Source organism: Streptomyces sp. Ncost-T10-10d (genome assembly GCF_900091955.1).
Taxonomy (GTDB): Bacteria; Actinomycetota; Actinomycetes; order Streptomycetales; family Streptomycetaceae; genus Streptomyces.
On the sequence record NZ_FMDF01000009.1, the window covers coordinates 1 to 18,268 of the forward strand.

The window sequence follows — 18,268 nt, forward strand, 5'->3', positions numbered from 1 at the left end:
CCCGTCCTGAGCGGGCGTCACCCGCCCGTACTCCACGTGTTCCCGCAGCCTTTCGAGGAAGATCCGCTGGCCCGTGACGAGCCGCTCCGCGGCCTCCTGGGGCGTGCACCAGGCGAACCGGTCGATCTCCGGGAACTCGCGCAGCACACCGGACCCCCTCGGCCACTCCATGGTGAACGTCCCGGGAACGGCCGCCGCAGCATCCAGATCAGCCTCCATCGCCCACACCGACACGGTCTTGCCGCCGGACTGACGGGCCTCACCGAGCGCCACCCACTCACCGTCCGGCGCCGGACGGCCGAACTCCTCCTCGAACTCACGGCGGGCTGCGGCCGCAGGTTCCTCGGCAGGGCCGTACTCACCCTTGGGGATCGACCACGCCGCGCTCTCGCGGCCCGCCCAGAACGGGCCGCCCATATGCCCGATGAGCACCTCGAAACCGGCACTGTCGTACGAGGCCCCGCCCGGTCGGCGGAACAGAAGGAGACCCGCACTGCGTGTGGCGCGTTTCCGGGATGGCATGCCGTCAAGTCTGCGCCCCGGTACCGTACGCCGCCACGGACGACACCCCTTTCCCGTTGATCAACGCCGTCATCGAGTCGACGCGCCCTGTTCCCCCTGAGGTTCCCGATGCCCCCTGGTGCGCGGCTGTGCGCGCGGCCATGCTGTCCGCCGACAGCGCTTTCTGCCCCCGGGCCGAGCCGCGCAACCATCGGAATTCCAGGAGGATTTGTGGTCCTTGGCATAGTCGGCAAGACGACCGGACCGCGCCGGAGGGCGGCGCGAGGGTACGGGACGGTCGCGCGCCCGCTCGCGTTGGTCGCGACGGTCTGCGCGATGACGATGGGTGCGGTCTCTCCCGCACTCGCCGATTCGACCCCCGACCCCCGTCCCCGTACCTCCGCCGAAGTCCTCAGACCGGTCGCCCCGCCGCCCGCGAGCAACCCGGCAGGGGAATCCGGATCGGTCGTGGACGGCGACGGTATCGAGACCGCTCGTACGTCGCGCCCGATCGCCCCGGGTGTCCGCATCGACTCGTACGACCGGCTCGAATCCGACAAGTGGCTGCGGGTCGACTCCCTCTCCGTCGACCTCACCGGCACCGGCGTACACGCCGACTACCTCTCCACCGGCAAGGTCTCCGACCGGCGCACGGTCTCCGAACTCGCCGCCGGCCACGACGCGGGCCGTGGCCGGCGTACCGTCGCCGCGATCAACGCAGACTTCTTCGACATCAACCAGACCGGTGCGCCGGAAGGGATCGGCATCAAGGACGGGATCACCGTCCAGTCGCCCGCTCCGGGAATCAACCGGGCCGTCGGCATCGGCCCCGACAGCGCCGGCCGCATCCTGAGCCTGTACTTCGAGGGGACGCTCACCCTGCCCGCCGGGCAGCAGCCGCTCGCCGCGTACAACGCCGCCAATGTGCCTGCCGGGGGAGTCGGCGCGTACACCTCCGCCTGGGGAACCGCCGACCGTGCCCTGACCGTGGACAACGCGACCCCGGTCACCGAAGCGGTCGTGCGGGACGGCAAGGTCGTCACCGTCTCGGACACCCCCGGATCGGGAGCCGTCCCCGACGACACCACCGTCCTGGTCGGCCGTGAAGCCGGGGCCGTCGCACTCGACGCACTGAAGCCCGGCGACCCGGTGTCCCTGACCTACCGGGCACGCACCGACAGTGGCCCCGTGCCGCGCACCGCGGTCGGCGGCCGTGAACTTCTCGTCGTCGACGGAGCCGCACAGAACCATGACGGCGAGGGCAACAACACCGCGGCGCCCCGCACCGCCGTCGGCTTCTCCAAGGACGGCCGGACCATGCAGATCCTCACCGTCGACGGGCGGCAGGCCGACAGCGGCGGCGTCACCCTCACCGAACTCGGTCTGATGATGCGGCGCGCCGGCTCGTACAGCGCACTCAATCTGGACGGCGGCGGATCGTCGACCCTCGTCGTGCGCGAGCCCGGCAGCGACGCGCTCCGGGTGGAGAACAGCCCGTCCGACGGCAGCGAACGCACCGTCCCCAACGGCCTCGCCCTCACTGCCCCCGACGGCAGCGGCCGGCTCAGGGGCTTCTGGGTCCAGCCCCGTACTCCCGCCGGTTCCGCACCGGGCGCAGACCCCGTGAAGGGCGGCCACCCCGACCGTGTCTTCCCCGGACTCACCCGACGCCTCACCGCGACCGGATACGACGAGACGTACGGCCCAGCCGACGGCGACCCGCGCTGGCGTACGACGCGGGGCGCCGTCGGTACGGTGGACGGCAACGGGCTGTTCACCGCGCGCCGCAGCGGCACCACCGGCGTACGAGCCGAACACGGACCGGCGCGCGGCAGCACATCCCTGACCGTTCTCGACAAGCTCGCCCGGATCGAGCCGACCACCCAGCGCGTGGGCCTCGCCGACGCCGAGGCCACCGGCACGTTCGGCATCGTCGGACTCGATGCCCACGGCACCAGTGCCCCCGTCGAACCGCGCGACATCACCCTCGACTACGACCACGCACTCTTCGACATCCGCGACGACGGCCAGGGCTCCTTCACCGTCACCTCACGCACCGGCACCGGCGCCGGACAGATCAAGGCAACCGTGGCCGGCACCACCACGGTCCTCGCCGTCAGCGTCGGCCTCACCGAGCAGGCAGTCTCCTCCTTCGACGACGCAGGGTCATGGAAGTTCAGCCAGGCCCGGGCGAGCGGTTCCCTCGCCGCCACGCCCGACGGCCACACCGGCACCGGACTGAAGCTCATCTACGACTTCACCCAGTCCACCGCGACCCGCGCCGCCTACGCCACCCCGCCCCAGCCGGTCACCGTGCCCGGCCAGCCCCAGTCGTTCAAGCTGTGGATCAAGGGCGACGGCAAGGGCGCCTGGCCGACCCTGCACCTCAAGGACGCCGCAGGCTCCGACCAGCTGTTGCGCGGACCGTACGTCACCTGGACCGGCTGGCGGCAAGTCACCTTCGCAGTACCGCCGGGAGCTGCCATGCCGCTCTCCGTGTCCCGCTTCTACCTCGCGGAGACCGCGGCCGCCAAGCAGTACACGGGTGAGATCGTCATCGACGAGCTCACCGCGCAGGTGCCGCCAACCGTCGACCTTCCCGGACAGGCGACTTCCCCCGACCCGTTGATCGACCCGGAAGCCGTGACCGAGCGCAGGGACTGGCGGTTCGCGGTGATGTCGGACGCCCAGTTCGTCGCCCGCGACCCGGACAGCGCAATCGTCACCCAGGCGCGGCGCACGCTGCGCGAGATCAAGGCGGCCGGCCCGGACTTCCTCGTGATCAACGGCGACCTCGTCGACGAGGGATCGCCCGCCGACCTGGCCTTCGCCCACCGGATCCTCACTGAGGAACTCGGTGACTCGCTGCCCTGGTACTACGTACCGGGCAATCACGAAGTGATGGGCGGCAGGATCGACAATTTCGTCACCGAATTCGGGCCCGCCCAGCGGACGTTCGACCACAAGGGCACCCGCTTCGTCACGCTCGACACATCCAGCCTCAGCCTGCGCGGCGGAGGCTTCGCCCAGATCAAGCAGCTCCGCGCCCAGCTGGACGCGGCGGCGGAGGACCGGACCGTGGAATCGGTCATGCTGATCGAGCACGTGCCGCCGCGCGACCCGACCGTGCAGAAGGGCAGCCAGCTCGGGGACCGCAAGGAGGCGGCCCTCGTCGAACAGTGGCTCGCCGACTTCCGCCGTACGACGGGCAAGGGCGCGGCCTTCATCGGCAGCCATGTCGGGGTCTTCCACGCCTCGCACGTCGACGGAGTACCGTATCTGATCAACGGCAACTCCGGCAAGGCACCGGCCGGACCGGCGGACGAGGGCGGCTTCACCGGCTGGTCGCTGGTCGGCGCCGACCACATCACGCCCGGAGAACAGGGAGCGGCGCGGCAGCGGCCGTGGCAGGGCGGGCCCGACTGGGTCTCCGTACAGACCCGAGCGCATGTCGACGCCCTGGCGATCGAAGCACCGCCGGTCCTCGGCGACGGAAGCCGTACGAGAGTCACGGCGACCGTCACCCAGGGCACCCGCAGCGTCCCGGTCGGCTTCCCGCTGGCCGCGGACTGGACCGGATCCCCGAACGTCCACATCGGCGACCCGGACGACGCCCGCCACCGCCACACGGCAGTCCTCGACCCGTCCACCGGCACCCTCACCGCGCTCCGACCGGGCACGATCACGCTCGCTGTGACGGTCAACGGAACGACACAGAAGGTGCAGATCAGAATCGAGGCAGCCGGGGCCGCGTCGGCGGCCTGACGGACCACGGGCCTGTCCGGCGATCACAGCCGGACAGGCCCCGGGCCGCCCCGCACCACCCATGGACACAGGTGCGGGGCGGCCTCACGACCGCGGAACCCGTCTGCCTACACCTTGTGGTACTCGTGGGCCTCCGACGCCGCAGCCTCCACCGCCGCGATATCGCCGCCCGCCGAAGCGGTGACCACGGCAGCCACCGCACCCTCCAGGAACGGCGCGTCCACCAGCCGCGAGCCGTCCGGCAGTTCGTCCCCCTCGGCCAGCATCGTCTTGACCGTGAGTACCGCGCTGCCCAGGTCGACCAGTATCGCCACCCCCGCTCCGCCGTCCACCTGCCTGGCCGCCTCGGCGATCAGCTGGGCACTGGTCCCGAGTCCACCCGCGGGAGTGCCACCGGCGGCGGCCACCGGAGCGGTCGCACCACCTGCCGCGAGACCCCTGGCCAGCTCGGCGACGGACTCGGCCACCGGGCCGCTGTGCGAGACCAGCACGATCCCGACCTGCTTCCCGCCGCTCACGCGTCACCGCCACTGGCACCGTCGGTCTCGGCCAGTGTGGCGATCAGCAGGGCGGAGGACGTCGCACCCGGATCCTGGTGCCCGATGCTGCGCTCACCCAGATAACTCGCCCTGCCCTTGCGGGCCAGCATCGGTACCGTCGCCAGCGCTCCCGCGTCCGCCGCCTCCCGGGCGGCGCCGAACGAGGTACCGAGCGCCTCGGCGGCCGGCAGCAGCGCATCGAGCATCGTCTTGTCCCCGGCCTGCGCCCCGCCCATCTGGGCCACGGCGGCGACGCCCACCCCGAGCGCCTCCGCCAGCTGCGGCCGTGCGACCCGGGGCGCGTCGCCCAGAGCCTTACCGGTGCGTCGCAACAGCGTTCCGTACAACGGGCCCGAAGCCCCGCCGACCGTCGCGATCAGCTGTCGTCCGGCGAGCATCAGCACGGCCCCCGGCGTCTGCGGCGGCTCCTTGTCCAGGGCTGCCTTCACTGCGGCGAATCCGCGCTGCAGATTGCTGCCGTGATCGGCGTCCCCGATCGCCGAGTCGAGCTCGGTGAGGTGGTTCGCCTCGCGGTCCACGGAAGCCGCGGCCGCGGTCATCCAGCGGTGGAAGAAGTCGGCGTCGAGCACATGATCTCCTTGTCGGCGGGTCAACGGCCCCAGCGCAGCGCAGGCGTCTCCACCGGCGCGTCCCAGAGGCGCAGCAGCTCCTCGTCCACCTGGCAGAGCGTCACCGAGCAGCCCGCCATGTCGAGCGAGGTCACATAGTTCCCCACGAGCGTACGAGCCGCCACCACACCCCGCTCGGTCAGCACTCGCTGCACCTCGGCATTGAACCCGTACAGCTCCAGCAGCGGCGTCGCACCCATCCCGTTGACCAGCACGATCACGGGTCCACGCGGCTGCAGGTCCTCCAGGACCGCGTCCACGGCGAAGTCCGCGATCTCCCGTGACGTCATCATCGGACGCCGCTCCCGACCCGGCTCGCCATGAATTCCGATCCCCAGCTCCAGCTCGCCCGGCGGCAGATCGAATGTGGGGGACCCCTTGGCGGGCGTGGTGACGGCGCTGAGTGCCACCCCGAAACTTCGCGATGCCTCATTCACCTGCCGGGCAATGGCCTCCACCCGCTCCAGCGGCGCACCTTCCTCGGCCGCCGCCCCGGCGATCTTCTCGACGAACAGGGTCGCGCCCGTGCCCCGCCGCCCCGCGGTGAACAGACTGTCGGTCACCGCCACGTCGTCATTGACGAGCACCTGGGTGACCTGCACGCCCTCGTCCTCGGCGAGCTCGGCGGCCATCTCGAAATTCAGCACGTCACCGGTGTAGTTCTTGACGACGAACAACACCCCCGCCCCACTGTCGACCGCGGCGGCCGCCCGCACCATCTGATCCGGCACCGGCGAGGTGAACACCTCTCCCGGGCAGGCCGCGGACAGCATCCCGGGCCCGACGAACCCCGCATGCAACGGCTCGTGCCCGGACCCGCCCCCGGAGACGAGCGCCACCTTCCCGGCCACGGGCGCGTCACGCCGTACGACGACACGATTCTCGACATCCACGGTCAGCTCGGGGTGCGCGGCGGCGATACCTCGCAGCGCGTCCGCGACAACGGTTTCGGGGACGTTGATGAGCATTCTCATGGGTATCTCCCAGGCAGGTCAGAAAGCGGGTTGTTGTCCTGTGTTTTCGCTGTTCAGAGTAGGTATGGGTAGATCGTGACCTAGGCTGTCCGTGGCGGTCGTGAGCGGGTTCCGGCGGTATTGATGCCGGCTTTGGTGACTGATCGTCAGGTTGGTCGGGCGGGTCTCGGCTGACCTGCTCCTGTCGGCAGTATCGGCCTTGCGGCAGCGAAGGGCACGTGCGAGAACGTGATGGGCGCGCCCAGGTCCTAATCAGGATGCGTTCGGTTGTGGCCGGACGTCGGCGTCTATGTGTACACCGGGCCTCGTCAGCACGTGGTGTATGGGGACATTCCAGCCCCTTGCTTGCGGCGGGAGGGATTGCGAAGCGGCGTTCGCTGTGCGGACGGCCGTAGTGCCATCCCGGCAGGGGGATGACCTGCTGGGGGAGCAGGTTGCCGGCGGTGAAGACGGGCAGCAGCGTGAGGTTGAGGCGGAAGTCGAACCGGCTGACGCAGAACGCGACGCACGACGACGCGAAACGGCGAACCAGCCGAACATGTCGTCCGGTGTTCCCTGCAGATATGAGTTGATCTGCTCCTGGAAGGTGTTGTGGTCCTTGGTGTTGACCTCGACTTTGATGCCGGAGCGCTGGGTGAACTCGGCGTAGACGTCGGCGAATGCCTTCTTCGGTACGGCGTCGGAGGCACCGGAGCCGAGGGTGACCGTGTTCGGGTCGGACGACCCCGAGGTGCTGCCGCCGCACGCGCCGAGCAGCGGGATGCCCGCGCCCAGGGCCGCCGTCCCGCCCAGTCCGCGCAGGATGGTGCGGCGCCGGGGGCCGTGGGCGGAGGTGGCGGCGGGAGGGAATCTCATGACGGCTCCTGAAGGCGGAGGGAAGGCTGATTGCATCGTCGCGGTCCACATGGTCACTCAGAACGGAACACGATCGAACATCGGCGCCCATGAGAGCTGTTCGGCTGGTCGAACATCAGGGTTTTGGTGCACCTTTCCCGGTGGGTGGCTGGCACGGGAGATCGGACAGGTCGACTCCGTTTCGCCGTACGGCCGCCCGACCTGGTCGCTTAGCTCTGGAGAAAGCGCTTTCCGTAAATGGCCATGTTTTACAGCGAGTTGGCGACGTGGAGGACAGAAGTCCAAGGCCGTTCGACAATCCTCCATGGCATCACCTGAGTCGCAGGGATAGAACTCGACGGGGTCGAGCTCCGATGATTCGTAGCCCGACGCGGGTGCGGATGGTGTTGTCTGCGCCTCCAGTAATCCACCACAACCGAACATCACAGTCGGTGTCTGTCGGAACGATCACGCACTCCCCTTCCACCTCGGAGTCGACATGACCTGGACAAGCAAGTGGAGGCCGGCGCTGTTCGCGGTGCTCCTGGCCCTGCTCCTCGGTGCCGTGACGGGCTGGGGCGCACCGCCCGCCCACGCTGCCACCAGTACGGCCGTCACCGTCGACGGTACTCAGCCCGGCCGCACTTTCGACGGCATCGGCGCGATCAGCGGCGGCGGCGGAAACTCGCGGCTGCTGATCGACTACCCCGAGCCGCAGCGCAGCCGGATCCTCGACTACCTCTTCAAACCGGGCTACGGCGCGTCCCTGCAGTTCCTGAAGCTGGAAGTGGGCGGCGACACCAACTCCACCGACGGCGCCGAGCCCAGCCATATGCATACCCGCGCCAAGGTGGACTGCAACAGCGGCTACGAGTGGTGGCTCGCCGAACAGGCCAAGGCCCGCAACCCCCACATCACGCTGCAGGCCCTGTCCTGGGGGGCGCCGGGGTGGATCGGCAACGGCAACTTCTGGTCCCAGGACATGATCGACTATCTGATGTCCTGGTTCGGCTGCGCGAAGAAGCACGGGCTGACCATCGACTACGTGGGCGGCTGGAACGAGCGGGGCTGGGACGCCGACTGGTTCAAGCAGCTCAAGTCGACGCTCATGGCGAAGGGTTACCGCACCAAGGTCGTCGCGGCCGAGAGCTTCGGCTGGGACGTCGCCGACGCGATGGCCAAGGACAGCGAGTTCAAGGACGCCGTCGACGTCATCGGATCGCACTACCCCTGCGGGTACCAGAGCGCCTTCACCTCATGCCCCTCCAGCGACGTGGCCCAGTCCATGGACAAGCCGCTGTGGGCCAGCGAGAACGGGTCCCTCGACACCGACGGCGGAGCCAAGGCCGTGGCCCGCGCGATCAACCGCGACTACATCGACGGCAAGATGACGGCGTTCGTCAACTGGCCGGTGATCGCCTCGCTCTACCCGAACCTCTTCTTCTCCACGGACGGCATGTCGATCGCCAACCAGCCGTGGTCCGGCGCCTACCACATCGGTGCGACGACCTGGGTGACCGCGCATACCGCCCAGTTCACCCGGCCCGGCTGGAGCTACATCGACTCGGCGAGCGGCTATCTGGGCGGTGACCGCTCCAACGGCAGCTACGTTTCGCTGAAGTCGCACGACGGCTCCGACTACTCCACTGTCATCGAGACGATGGACGCCACCGCGGAGCAGACGGTAGACCTCACCGTCCGGGGTGGGCTCCCGACCGGAACGGTCCACGTCTGGTCCACCGATGTGAAGTCGTCCGGCACCGATGACGACTTCGTCCGGGGCGTGGACATCACGCCCGTGAACGGTTCGTACTCGCTGACCCTGGAGCCCGGGCGCGTCTACACCCTCACGACGACCAGCGGCCAGGGCAAGGGCACCGCGACGTCCCCGGCCAAGGCCGCGCTGCAGCTGCCCTACTCCGACAATTTCGACAAGCGAGCCGCCTCGAAGAGCCCCCGCTACTTCACCGACATGAACGGCGCCTTCGAGACCACGGCGTGTGCCGGCGGCCGCTCCGGCACCTGTCTGCGCCAGATGGCGCCGTCCAGCCCGATCCGGTGGACCGATGAGCCCTACAACGCCCCGTACTCGATCATGGGCGAGGGGTCCTGGTCCAACTACACCGTCACCGCGGACGCCCTGTTCAGCGAGAAGGGCACGGTGGAACTCCTCGGCCGGGTCGGTCAGCAGGGCCGCAACAACAACGGCCTGAACGCGTACCACCTCCGCGTGAGCAACAACGGCACCTGGTCGATCGACAAGAGCGACACCACGTGGAAGTTCACCCGGCTCACCGGGGGACGGACCGACACCCTCGGCCTGAACAAATGGCACACAGTCGCCTTCACCCTGCAGGACACGAAGCTGACCGCCTCCGTGGACGGCAAGGAGCTCGGCAGCGTGACCGACTACTCGCTCAGCAGCGGCCAGGCCGGGCTCGGGGTCACGGGCTATCAGACCCAGCAGTTCGACAACTTCGACCTCACCCCGGGCGCACCGTCGCCGCAGCACCTCGGCCCCGTCACCTCGGGCCTGACCGGCACCTGCCTCGAAGCGGAGAGCGGCGCCGAAGCCGACGGCACCCGGGTGCTGGCGGGCGACTGCGACGGCAGCGCCGCGCAGACGTGGTGGTGGGGCAACGGCCGGCTGCGCTTGGGCAGTTCGACCGGCAGGTGCCTGGACGTCACCGGAGCGGGCACCGGCAACGGCTCCCCGGTCGAACTGTGGGAGTGCAACGGCGGAGGCAACCAGCAGTGGGTGCCCCAGGCCGACGGCACGCTCCAGGGCCAGCAGTCCGGGCGGTGCCTCGCGGTGCCCGGATCCGACGCGGCGCAGCAGCTGGTGATCCAGGACTGCGACGGCACGGCGGTGAATCAGCGCTGGACCCTGCCGTAGCGGGGCATGGGGCGCGCGTCTGCGCCTGACCCGATCGGTGTGGTGCGACGGCGGTACGGACGGTCCGGTAGTCGTCGCACCACACCTCACTTTCGCCGGAGCATGCATCGAAGGAGCAGGCCGTGATCGACAACATGAATGGCGTGAGACGTCGGGGCGTGCTCGTGGCCGGCCTGGCCGGTGTGGGCGCCGCGCTGGTACCCGCGGGGCGGGCCGCCGCCGAGCCGGGCGGAGGGGTGTCGTCTGTGTCCGACGGCGCCGGCCGGGGCGGGCGCCGGGTGCTGAACTTCAACACCGGCTGGGCCTTCTGGCGGGAGGACGTCTCCGGTGCCCACAAGCCCGGCTTCGACGACGCGCAGTGGGCCGCGGTGTCGCTGCCGCACACGATGCGGCTGGAGCGCAAACACCCCTCGGTGTACGACGTGTTCGCGGGGATCGGCTGGTACCGGCGGTACTTCCGCCTCGATCCGCAGGACGGAGGGCGGCGGTTGAGCGTGGTGTTCGATGGTGTCCAGACCGGCTGTGTCGTCTACCTGAACGGTGAGAAGGTCGCCGAGCACCAGGGCGGCTACACGGGCTTCGTCGTGGACATCACCGGCAAGGTCCGGTTCGACGGCGACAACGTCCTCGCCGTACGGGTGTCGAACCTCGACGAACCGCTCACCCCGCCCGGCAAACCCCGCACCCAACTGGGCTTCCTTACCTTCGGCGGCATCTACCGAGGCGTCACGCTCCGGATGACGGACCGGGTGCACATCTCCGATCCGCTGCAGGAGGACCTTGTCGCCGGCGGCGGAGTCTTCGTCTCGTACCCGAAGGCGACCGCGCTCCGGGCGACCGCTCAGGTCAAGACGCATGTGGTGAACGAGACGGCCGACGCCGCCCGGATCAGACTGACCACGGCGTTGTACGACGCCGAGGGCACCGCCGTCGGACACGCCACGGACACCGGGACGATCTCCGGGAAGGACGGCCGCGCGTTCACCCAGACCCTGAGCGTGGCCCGGCCGCACATGTGGCATCCCGACTCCCCCTATCTTTACCGGCTGGTCAGCCAAGTCTTCGTCGACGGCCGCCTGGTCGATACGGTCACCACGCGGACCGGAATCCGGCGGATCGACTACAAGGCGGACGGGTTCTACCTCAACGGCGAGCGGCTGTACCTGCGCGGCGCCAACTGCCACCAGAACTACGCCTACATCGGCGACGCCGCCCCGGCCTCGATGAAGTACCGCGAGGCACTCCGGCTGAAGCTCGGCGGGTTCAACGCCGTGCGGGCCGCGCACTACCCGCACGATGTGGCCTTCCTCGACGCCTGCGACGAACTCGGTCTCCTCGTCGTGGCCTGCGAGCCGGGCTGGCAGTACTGGAGCGGTGATCAGACCTTCGTCTCCCGTACGTATCGCGACATCGCCACGATGATCCGGCGGGACCGCAACCACCCCTCGGTGATCCTGTGGGAGACCTCTCTCAACGAGACCCACTACCCGCAGTGGTGGGCCAAGGAGGCCGACTCTGTCGCGCACGCCGAGATGCCGGGCGACCAGATGTTCACCTCCGCGGACTACGGGATCTGGGGCGGCGAGTACGACGTCGACTACAAGGTCGTCAACACCGACGGCTCGGATCCCGCGCCGAACGTGCCCTTCCTGACCCGCGAGTGGGGCGACTGGGAGGACCCCAGCCGCACCGACCGGGCAGCCGGCGAGAGCGCGATGGTGGACCAAGTCGTCGTTCGCCAGGGTTACTTGAACGGCGACGGCTACTGGGACTGGGGCGGTCTCGACGCCAACAACCGAATCGGCGGCTACTTCCTGTGGGTATTTGAGGACTACGGCACCAACGACGTCTACCAGAAGTCCGGCGCCGTCGACATCGACCGCTACCCCAAGTACTGCTACCACTGGCTCAAGTCCATGCAGCCGGCCCACAATTCGAACCACGGCGGCCCGATGGTCTTTGTCGCCAGCGCCCACACCGCCGACTCCGAGAAGAAGGTGCGGGTCTTCAGCAACACCGACCGCGTCCTGCTGTACCAGAACGGCCGGCTCGTCGGCGAGCAGACCCGTGCCGACAACGCCGCGACCGCACCGAACGTGGCGGCCAAGGGCGGCAGCCCGTACTACACGTTCACCCTGGCGCAGTTCGCCGCCGGAGAACTCAGCGCCGAGGGTTACCTGGGCGACATACTCGCCGCGACCCACCACGTCAACACCCCTGGTGCAGCGCACCGCCTGGAGGTCGTCGCCGACGACGCGGGCGGCCGGGCCGCGCTCATCGACCTGCTGGCCTTCACCTTGGGCGACAGCTCGCAAGACGGGAAGAAGGCGGCACGCAAGCTGCTGGACCGGGTCGAGCCTGGACAGGCGGAGAAACTCGTCGATCTGGCTGGTGTGCAGCGCGGCCGCACCCTGTCGGCGAAGGAGGCCGCCGGCCTGCGCATGGCCGCCGGACTGCTCGACCGGATCCGGCCCGTCGCCGACGGCTCCGACCTGATCCCCGTGTACATCAAGGTCGTCGACGCCGACGGCACCCTCGTCACCGACTCCTCCGCCACCCTCGCCATCGAGGTGACCGGAACCGGCACGCTGATCGGCGAGAGCATTCCCCGGATCGCGGCCCAGACGCAGAAGGCCCAGGGCGGCATCGGCTACGCCCTGATCGCCACCGGCACCGCAGGCGGCTCCCTCACCCTCACCGCGACGTCGACCGGCCTCGACAGCGGCCAGTACACCGTGCGAACCGAGCCGTACGCCGGTACCCACGTCGCCGACGGCACCCACCCCACCTGGAAGAACATCTCCACACTGGAGAGCCAAGGCGCCCAGAACCTGGCCCTGTTCAAGGAGGCGACCGCCTCCACCGCCCAGTCAGGACACGCACCGGCCGACGCGGTGGACGACGCAGCGGAGTCCAAGTGGGTGGGGGACGGGTCCGACCCGGCCTGGTGGCAGGTCGACCTCGGGGCGTCGGCCGAGCTCGAGCAGTTCCAGATCCTGTGGGAGACCGACCAGACCGCCTACCAGTACCGGATCCTGACGTCTGACGACGGCGCCACGTGGACGACGACCGTCGACGCGCATGACAACACCACGACGGTCACCACCGCCGTCCATCAGGTACAGGTCACGACGCGTCACGTACGCGTCGACATCCTCGGCGCCGGTGACTGGTGGCCCTCGATCCGCGAGTTCCGCGCGGTCCCGCCCGGCGGCAGCGGCGGTGTACCACCGGCCGACCCCGGGCCGAAGATCGCCCGCGACCAGATCAAGACTGTCACGGCGTCCAGCGCCGCCACCGGCTTCGAACCCGACAAGGCCTTCGACGGCGACATCACCTTCGGCACCGGCTGGAGCGCCGCCTCCCCGGCGGTCCCCCAGACGCTCACCGCGGAACTAGCCGCAGCCCACGACCTCGCCGGAGTGCGCATCCATTGGGGCAAGGACAGCAGCTGGTACACCTTCGGCCTGCAGACCTCGAGCGACGGCAGCACCTGGGACACGGCGCTCTCCGGCCTGACCCGAAGCGGCCAGTACACCCTCCCCGAGCTCTTCGCAGCGCCGAACGTGCGCCAGATACGCATCACCGTCACCCAGGTCAGCGGCGGGGGCGCGCAGAGCGTTGCGGGCATCGCGGAGGTGATCCTTTACGGGGAGCCGGCCTGAGAAGAGCCCCGCTCCACCGGCCCGGAGGACTGGGTGACCAGGACGACGTCGGCGAGACTGCCCACGCGTACCGGCTTGATCCCGAAGACATGTTGCGGAAGGGGATACGGCGGTGCTGGCTGAGGGGCAGCGGGAGGTGCATCTGCGCTTCGTGGAGCGCAGGGGAGCGGTCAAATGTCGTGAGGCAGAGCTGCCCCCGGACGTGCTGCTGCTCGTCTTCCTGCCGTTGCTCCGTCGGTGATGTCATCGAGGCCGACGGTTCGGTCGGTGCGGTGGTGGCCCGCTGCGACCGGGGTCGCCTCCGTGTGTGCCGCCGGCTGCTCGGTGCTGGCCGTTCCCTCCACCGTGCCGATCGCCAGGGCCGACCGGATCACCCTGCTGGACAGCCTCGAACACGCCGACCTGGCGCTGCGCTCCGCGCTGACCGTGCCGACGACGCCGACCGCCTGATGCCGTCAACCGCTGCCCGGGACAGCATGAGTTGGTGCCCCGGACGGCGAGGTCGCGGATGACCTCCGCCAGAGCCGCGAAGACATGGAAGGCCGGTCGCCGGCCGGGCGTGTTACTGAATTTGAATGTGTGATGTCGGTCTGATCGTGGTCAAGCGTCCATGGGGTCTGTCAATCACCGAAGGGACTCTGGCCGCTGCGGACCGAATCCGGGCCCTGCGAGGCCGGCAGCAAGCGGCGGGTCACGGCGATCCCGTTGCTGCCAGGCGGTGCGCGCCGGGTGGCCCTGCCGACTCGCACTACGTCGAGACCTGGGCCGTCAGGTCAGAACGGGCCCTGGAGGCTGCCGAGTCTGTCGGTCAGACGCAGATTCTCGGAGTAGTCGACGGGGCAGGCGATCACGGAGACCGTGTCGTCGTCGAGGGCGTGGCGCAGCACGGGCAGCAGCTGGTCAGCGGCCGCGATCGCGTAGCCGCGTGCGCCGAAGCTTTCGGCATAGGCGACCAGGTCCGGGTTGGTGAATCGGGTATGGCTGTGGCGGCCGAGTTCGAGTTCCATCTTCCAGGTGATCAGGCCGTATTCCTCGTCCACCAGGACGAGGACGACCAGCGGGACTCGTTCGCGGACGGCAGTCTCCAGTTCCTGGGAGTTCATCAGGAACGAGCCGTCGCCCATCATCGCCAGGACTCGTCGGTCCGGCCGGGCGAGCTTGGCGGCGATGGAGCCCGGTAGTGAGAAGCCCATGGTGGACAGTCCGTTGGAGACCAGGCAGGTGTCCGGTTCGTAGGTGGGGTAGAGGCGGGCCATCCACATCTTTCCGGCGCCGGTGTCGGCGAGCACGATGTCGTGGCGGTCCAGCGCGGTGCGGACATCGGCGACCACGCGTTGCGGCACCAGGGGGAACGCGTCGTTCTCGCGTCCGTACTGGAGTTCTTCGTCGAGCAGCGTACGGATCTCCTCGCTGCTCGACGAGTCGTAGGTGAGTCCGTCGGGCAGTGCTGCCGCCAGTGCGTCCAGCGCCTGTGAGGGGTCCCCTTCGACGCCCACCGCGACCGGGTAGTGGGCGTCCACCTCGGCGGGGAACCGATGCACGTGAAGGATCCGCTTGTCGCCATTCGGGTTGAGCTTGATCGGGTCGAACTCCTGGATCTCGTAGCCCACGCAGATCAGCACGTCGGCCGCGTCGAAGCCGAAGTTGCCATAGTCGTGACGCATGAAGCCGACCGCACCGAGAGCGTTCGGGTGATCGTCGGGGAAGACGCCCTTGCCGTGGAACGTGGTCGCGACCGGGATGTTCAGCCGCTCGGCGAACCGCACCAGGGCGGCCGAGGCCCCGGCTCTGGCGGCACCGTGGCCCGCCAGCACGACGGGGTGCCGTGCAGCGGTGAGCACCTCGACCGCCCGCCCGACCTGGGAGGGAGACGGCGCGTCGGCGCGCACCGCGTCGATCTGCAAGGGTGCCGGCTGCTCGGCTGGACGCTCTGCTTCGATGTCCTCGGGCACCGCCAGGAACACGGCGCCGGGGCGCTCGCTCTGCGCGGTCTTGAACGCCTTGCGCACCATCTCCGGCACCGCGGCCGGACACTCGATGCGGGCCGCCCACTGCGTGACGGGAGCGAACATCGAGACCAGGTCGATGACCTGGTGTGACTCCTTGTGGGTACGGCGCAGCGATCCCTGCGCGGTCAGGGCCACCATCGGCGCGCTGTTGGTCATGGCGTCCGCGGTACCGAGCAGCAGATTGATCGCGCCGGGCCCCAGCGTGGCCGAACACACCCCGGCCCGGCCGGTCAGCCGCCCGTAGATCTCCGCCATGAACGAGGCAGCCTGCTCGTGGCGCACCAAGACGTAACGGATGCCGGAGCCGTTCAACGCGTCGACGAAGCGGATGTTCTCCTCACCTGGAATCCCGAAGACATACTTCACGCCCTCGGCCCGCAGACAACGCACCATCAGGTGCGCGACGTCCTCCACTGCCGCCGTGTCCCGCGACCCCGTCGCGCCTTCGGTGCTCATGAGACGAACCTAGGCACGCCCGCCTGGCCCGGCCACTCATCATCCGGCGACCGGGGCCGCCGGCGGTGGGTACCGGCCCGCGCCTGAGCCCAGGCACCGTGAGCGCTGTAGGCGCCATTCGGAGGTGTTGTGATGGTGGATGCCGTGGTCGGCCCGCACGCTGGAGCCGGATGTGGATGCGCCGCCGCGCACGGTGCGGGGGCAGGGCTCCGGGAGGACCGTATGACTGTTCCGTCGCCTGCAACCGACGCACCGCCGACCGGGTACGACGACCTGCGTGCCGGTGAGATCGCTCACCACCGTCAGATGAACGATGCCGGGAGCGAGTACGGTCCCCGACATATCGCTGACCTCGACCGGAGCGCCGGTCGGACGGGCGGATCAGCGCAGTCCGGCGAAGAGATCGTTCTCGGGTATGGCCGCGCCGGTGGCGTCCTGGACACGTACGAAGGTCTCCATGCCCATCAACTCGCCGAACCTCTCCTTGCCCATCTTGAGGAAGAAGATGTTCTCGCCCTGACTGGCGTGCGCGGCCAACGCGTCGAACTTCTGACCGCTGAACGTGGTGGTGTCCACCCACGTGGTGATCTCATCGTCGGGGAGGCCGATCTCGGCCATCGCGGCGGCCTCGGCAGGATCCGGCTCCGGCGTGTCCTCATGAAACTCGCGCATGATCTCGCCGAACCGCTGCATCATCGAGCGGGGCATCGTGGTCCAGTACACCTTCGGTGCCAGCTCGGTCATCTCCAGCGCCGCCATCGTGATGCGGTGGGCCTGGATGTGGTCGGGGTGGCCGTAGAAGCCGTTCTCGTCGTAGGTGACGACCACATCAGGTCGGTAGTGCCGCATGAGTTCCGCGAGTCGGGTCGCGCCTTCCTGCACGGGGGTCTGCCAGAAGGATCCGGGGGCGTCGTTGCTCGGCCAGCCCGTCATCCCGGAGTCGGCATAATCCAGCATCTCCAGATCGCTGACCTTCAGGACGTCACAGCTCGCCTCGAGTTCCTGACGGCGCATCAAGGCGATCGCCGCCGGATCGTGCCCGGGATCGCCCGGCTTGACTCCCTCCGGTCCGTCACCGCAACCGCCGTCGGTACACGTCACGAGAACCGTGCGGATACCTTCCGCCGCGTACCGCGCGAGGACCCCTCCGGTTCCGGTGGCCTCGTCGTCGGGGTGGGCGTGTACTGCCATGAGCGTCAAGGGCCGGTCAGTCATGAAACAGTCCTCCTGCAGAAATAGGTCTTGGTCCGAGTGTGCGGCGGGCGTATCGCGATCTCGGGGCCCGGATCCTGGTGGGGCGGACGACCGTGTGGTCTCCGTGTCCCCCGCCCGTGCGGCGCCGGTCCCTCGGTCGATGCAACCGTACCGGCCGGGCCGGCTGTTCCCGGCGCGGCCGCTTGGCCTTCCAAGCGTCGGCGTTCGACGCGAACGAGGAGCAGGCGTGACCTGCATGTCTTAGCGCCACGTCGGATCCGACTTCCATCCGGCACCAGCCGTGAGATTCCGACACGAAATTTGAGACCCTACAGCTTCCTCTGCAGGGTCTCGCGGCTTGCTGCATACGCCGATGCTCTGACCTGGGTTGTCTCGTCGCTGCACAATCTCGCCGGCCGGGACCAGTCTCAGCGGCTGCTGCATTTACTCGGTCATCGGCGTCGGGCCGACGCCGATGACCTGCGTGTCTCTGCTCGGTGCAGTCGATACGCAGAGAGCGCGGAGAAGCTGGATCTGAGACCCCACATTTCAGGAACTCGCGGCCCGTGACATATGGCACCTCTGTGACCAGCGGGTTCTCAGGCTGTCTCACCCCATGTCATGCGCCCTCTGTCTCAGCTTCGTGTCATTTCCTCGAGCGGGCGGGGAAACAGCCGGCGGCTTTTCAGTCCTGGTCCGCGTTGTCCGTTGTGCGGGGAAGCAGGGGGAACATCCGGGTGATGAGGGCCACCGGTCGAGCGCGGTCGGGCCGGGCCAGGGGACGTTGCTCGCGGTCTTGGTAGGGC

At 69.0% G+C, this 18,268-nt stretch carries 11 protein-coding genes and 3 pseudogenes; 5 read left to right on the forward strand and 9 right to left on the reverse strand.

The genetic code is table 11. From position 1 onward, the window contains the following. On the reverse strand, window positions 1-522 hold a 522-nt coding region (locus GA0115254_RS00835), incomplete at its 3' end, for an NUDIX hydrolase (RefSeq protein ID WP_107451286.1). Window positions 523-837: 315 nt separating this feature from the next. On the opposite strand from GA0115254_RS00835, the gene GA0115254_RS00840 reads away from it, so the two are divergent. Next, a complete protein-coding gene (locus GA0115254_RS00840; protein WP_093893315.1) occupies window positions 838-4,266 on the forward strand; it encodes a phosphodiester glycosidase family protein in 3,429 nt (1,142 codons plus the stop codon). A 107-nt stretch (window positions 4,267-4,373) separates the two neighbouring features. Here GA0115254_RS00840 and GA0115254_RS00845 read toward each other — a convergent pair whose 3' ends face one another. From GA0115254_RS00845 to GA0115254_RS00860, 5 genes and pseudogenes are all read right to left on the reverse strand, one after another. Continuing rightward, complete coding sequence (locus GA0115254_RS00845; RefSeq protein WP_093893316.1) at window positions 4,374-4,784, reverse strand: PTS-dependent dihydroxyacetone kinase phosphotransferase subunit DhaM; 411 nt, start codon at window positions 4,782-4,784, stop codon at window positions 4,374-4,376. Next, window positions 4,781-5,395, reverse strand: coding sequence for a dihydroxyacetone kinase subunit DhaL (gene dhaL, locus GA0115254_RS00850; protein ID WP_093893317.1), 615 nt, complete (start codon window positions 5,393-5,395; stop codon window positions 4,781-4,783). The genes GA0115254_RS00845 and dhaL overlap by 4 nt, the downstream gene beginning before the upstream one ends. A gap of 20 nt (window positions 5,396-5,415) precedes the next feature. Then, window positions 5,416-6,408 (reverse strand): dihydroxyacetone kinase subunit DhaK, encoded by a 993-nt coding sequence (dhaK, locus tag GA0115254_RS00855; protein WP_093893318.1) that lies wholly within the window; start codon window positions 6,406-6,408, stop codon window positions 5,416-5,418. 403 nt (window positions 6,409-6,811) lie between these two features. Beyond that, a pseudogene (locus tag GA0115254_RS45440) lies at window positions 6,812-6,940 on the reverse strand (carbohydrate ABC transporter permease); the annotation flags it as partial. Then, window positions 6,931-7,263: pseudogene (locus GA0115254_RS00860) on the reverse strand (carbohydrate ABC transporter substrate-binding protein); the annotation flags it as partial. The pseudogenes GA0115254_RS00860 and GA0115254_RS45440, both read right to left, overlap by 10 nt. Before the next feature lie 478 nt (window positions 7,264-7,741). On the opposite strand from GA0115254_RS00860, the gene GA0115254_RS00865 reads away from it, so the two are divergent. The 4 genes from GA0115254_RS00865 to GA0115254_RS00875 all read left to right on the forward strand — a co-directional run bounded on the left by GA0115254_RS00865 (window position 7,742) and on the right by GA0115254_RS00875 (window position 14,253). Next, window positions 7,742-10,138, forward strand: a complete 2,397-nt coding sequence (locus tag GA0115254_RS00865; protein WP_093893319.1) for a ricin-type beta-trefoil lectin domain protein — start codon at window positions 7,742-7,744, stop codon at window positions 10,136-10,138. Window positions 10,139-10,260: 122 nt separating this feature from the next. After that, window positions 10,261-13,803, forward strand: coding sequence for a glycoside hydrolase family 2 protein (locus GA0115254_RS00870; RefSeq protein ID WP_093893320.1), 3,543 nt, complete (start codon window positions 10,261-10,263; stop codon window positions 13,801-13,803). Window positions 13,804-13,915: 112 nt separating this feature from the next. Next, window positions 13,916-14,044: a hypothetical protein gene (locus GA0115254_RS45445; RefSeq protein WP_256102330.1), complete on the forward strand. Its 129-nt coding sequence runs from the start codon at window positions 13,916-13,918 to the stop codon at window positions 14,042-14,044. 26 nt (window positions 14,045-14,070) lie between these two features. Continuing rightward, a complete protein-coding gene (locus GA0115254_RS00875; RefSeq protein ID WP_093893321.1) occupies window positions 14,071-14,253 on the forward strand; it encodes a hypothetical protein in 183 nt (60 codons plus the stop codon). A 323-nt stretch (window positions 14,254-14,576) separates the two neighbouring features. Here GA0115254_RS00875 and GA0115254_RS00880 read toward each other — a convergent pair whose 3' ends face one another. The 3 genes and pseudogenes from GA0115254_RS00880 to GA0115254_RS45450 form a co-directional block, all read right to left on the reverse strand. Then, the gene (locus tag GA0115254_RS00880; RefSeq protein WP_218105495.1) at window positions 14,577-16,268 is read right to left on the reverse strand and encodes an acetolactate synthase large subunit; all 1,692 of its coding nucleotides are present in this window, start codon (window positions 16,266-16,268) and stop codon (window positions 14,577-14,579) included. 381 nt (window positions 16,269-16,649) lie between these two features. Next, window positions 16,650-17,483, reverse strand: coding sequence for a PIG-L family deacetylase (locus GA0115254_RS00885; RefSeq protein ID WP_093893322.1), 834 nt, complete (start codon window positions 17,481-17,483; stop codon window positions 16,650-16,652). Window positions 17,484-18,147: 664 nt separating this feature from the next. Further along, window positions 18,148-18,268: pseudogene (locus GA0115254_RS45450) on the reverse strand (ArsR family transcriptional regulator); the annotation flags it as partial.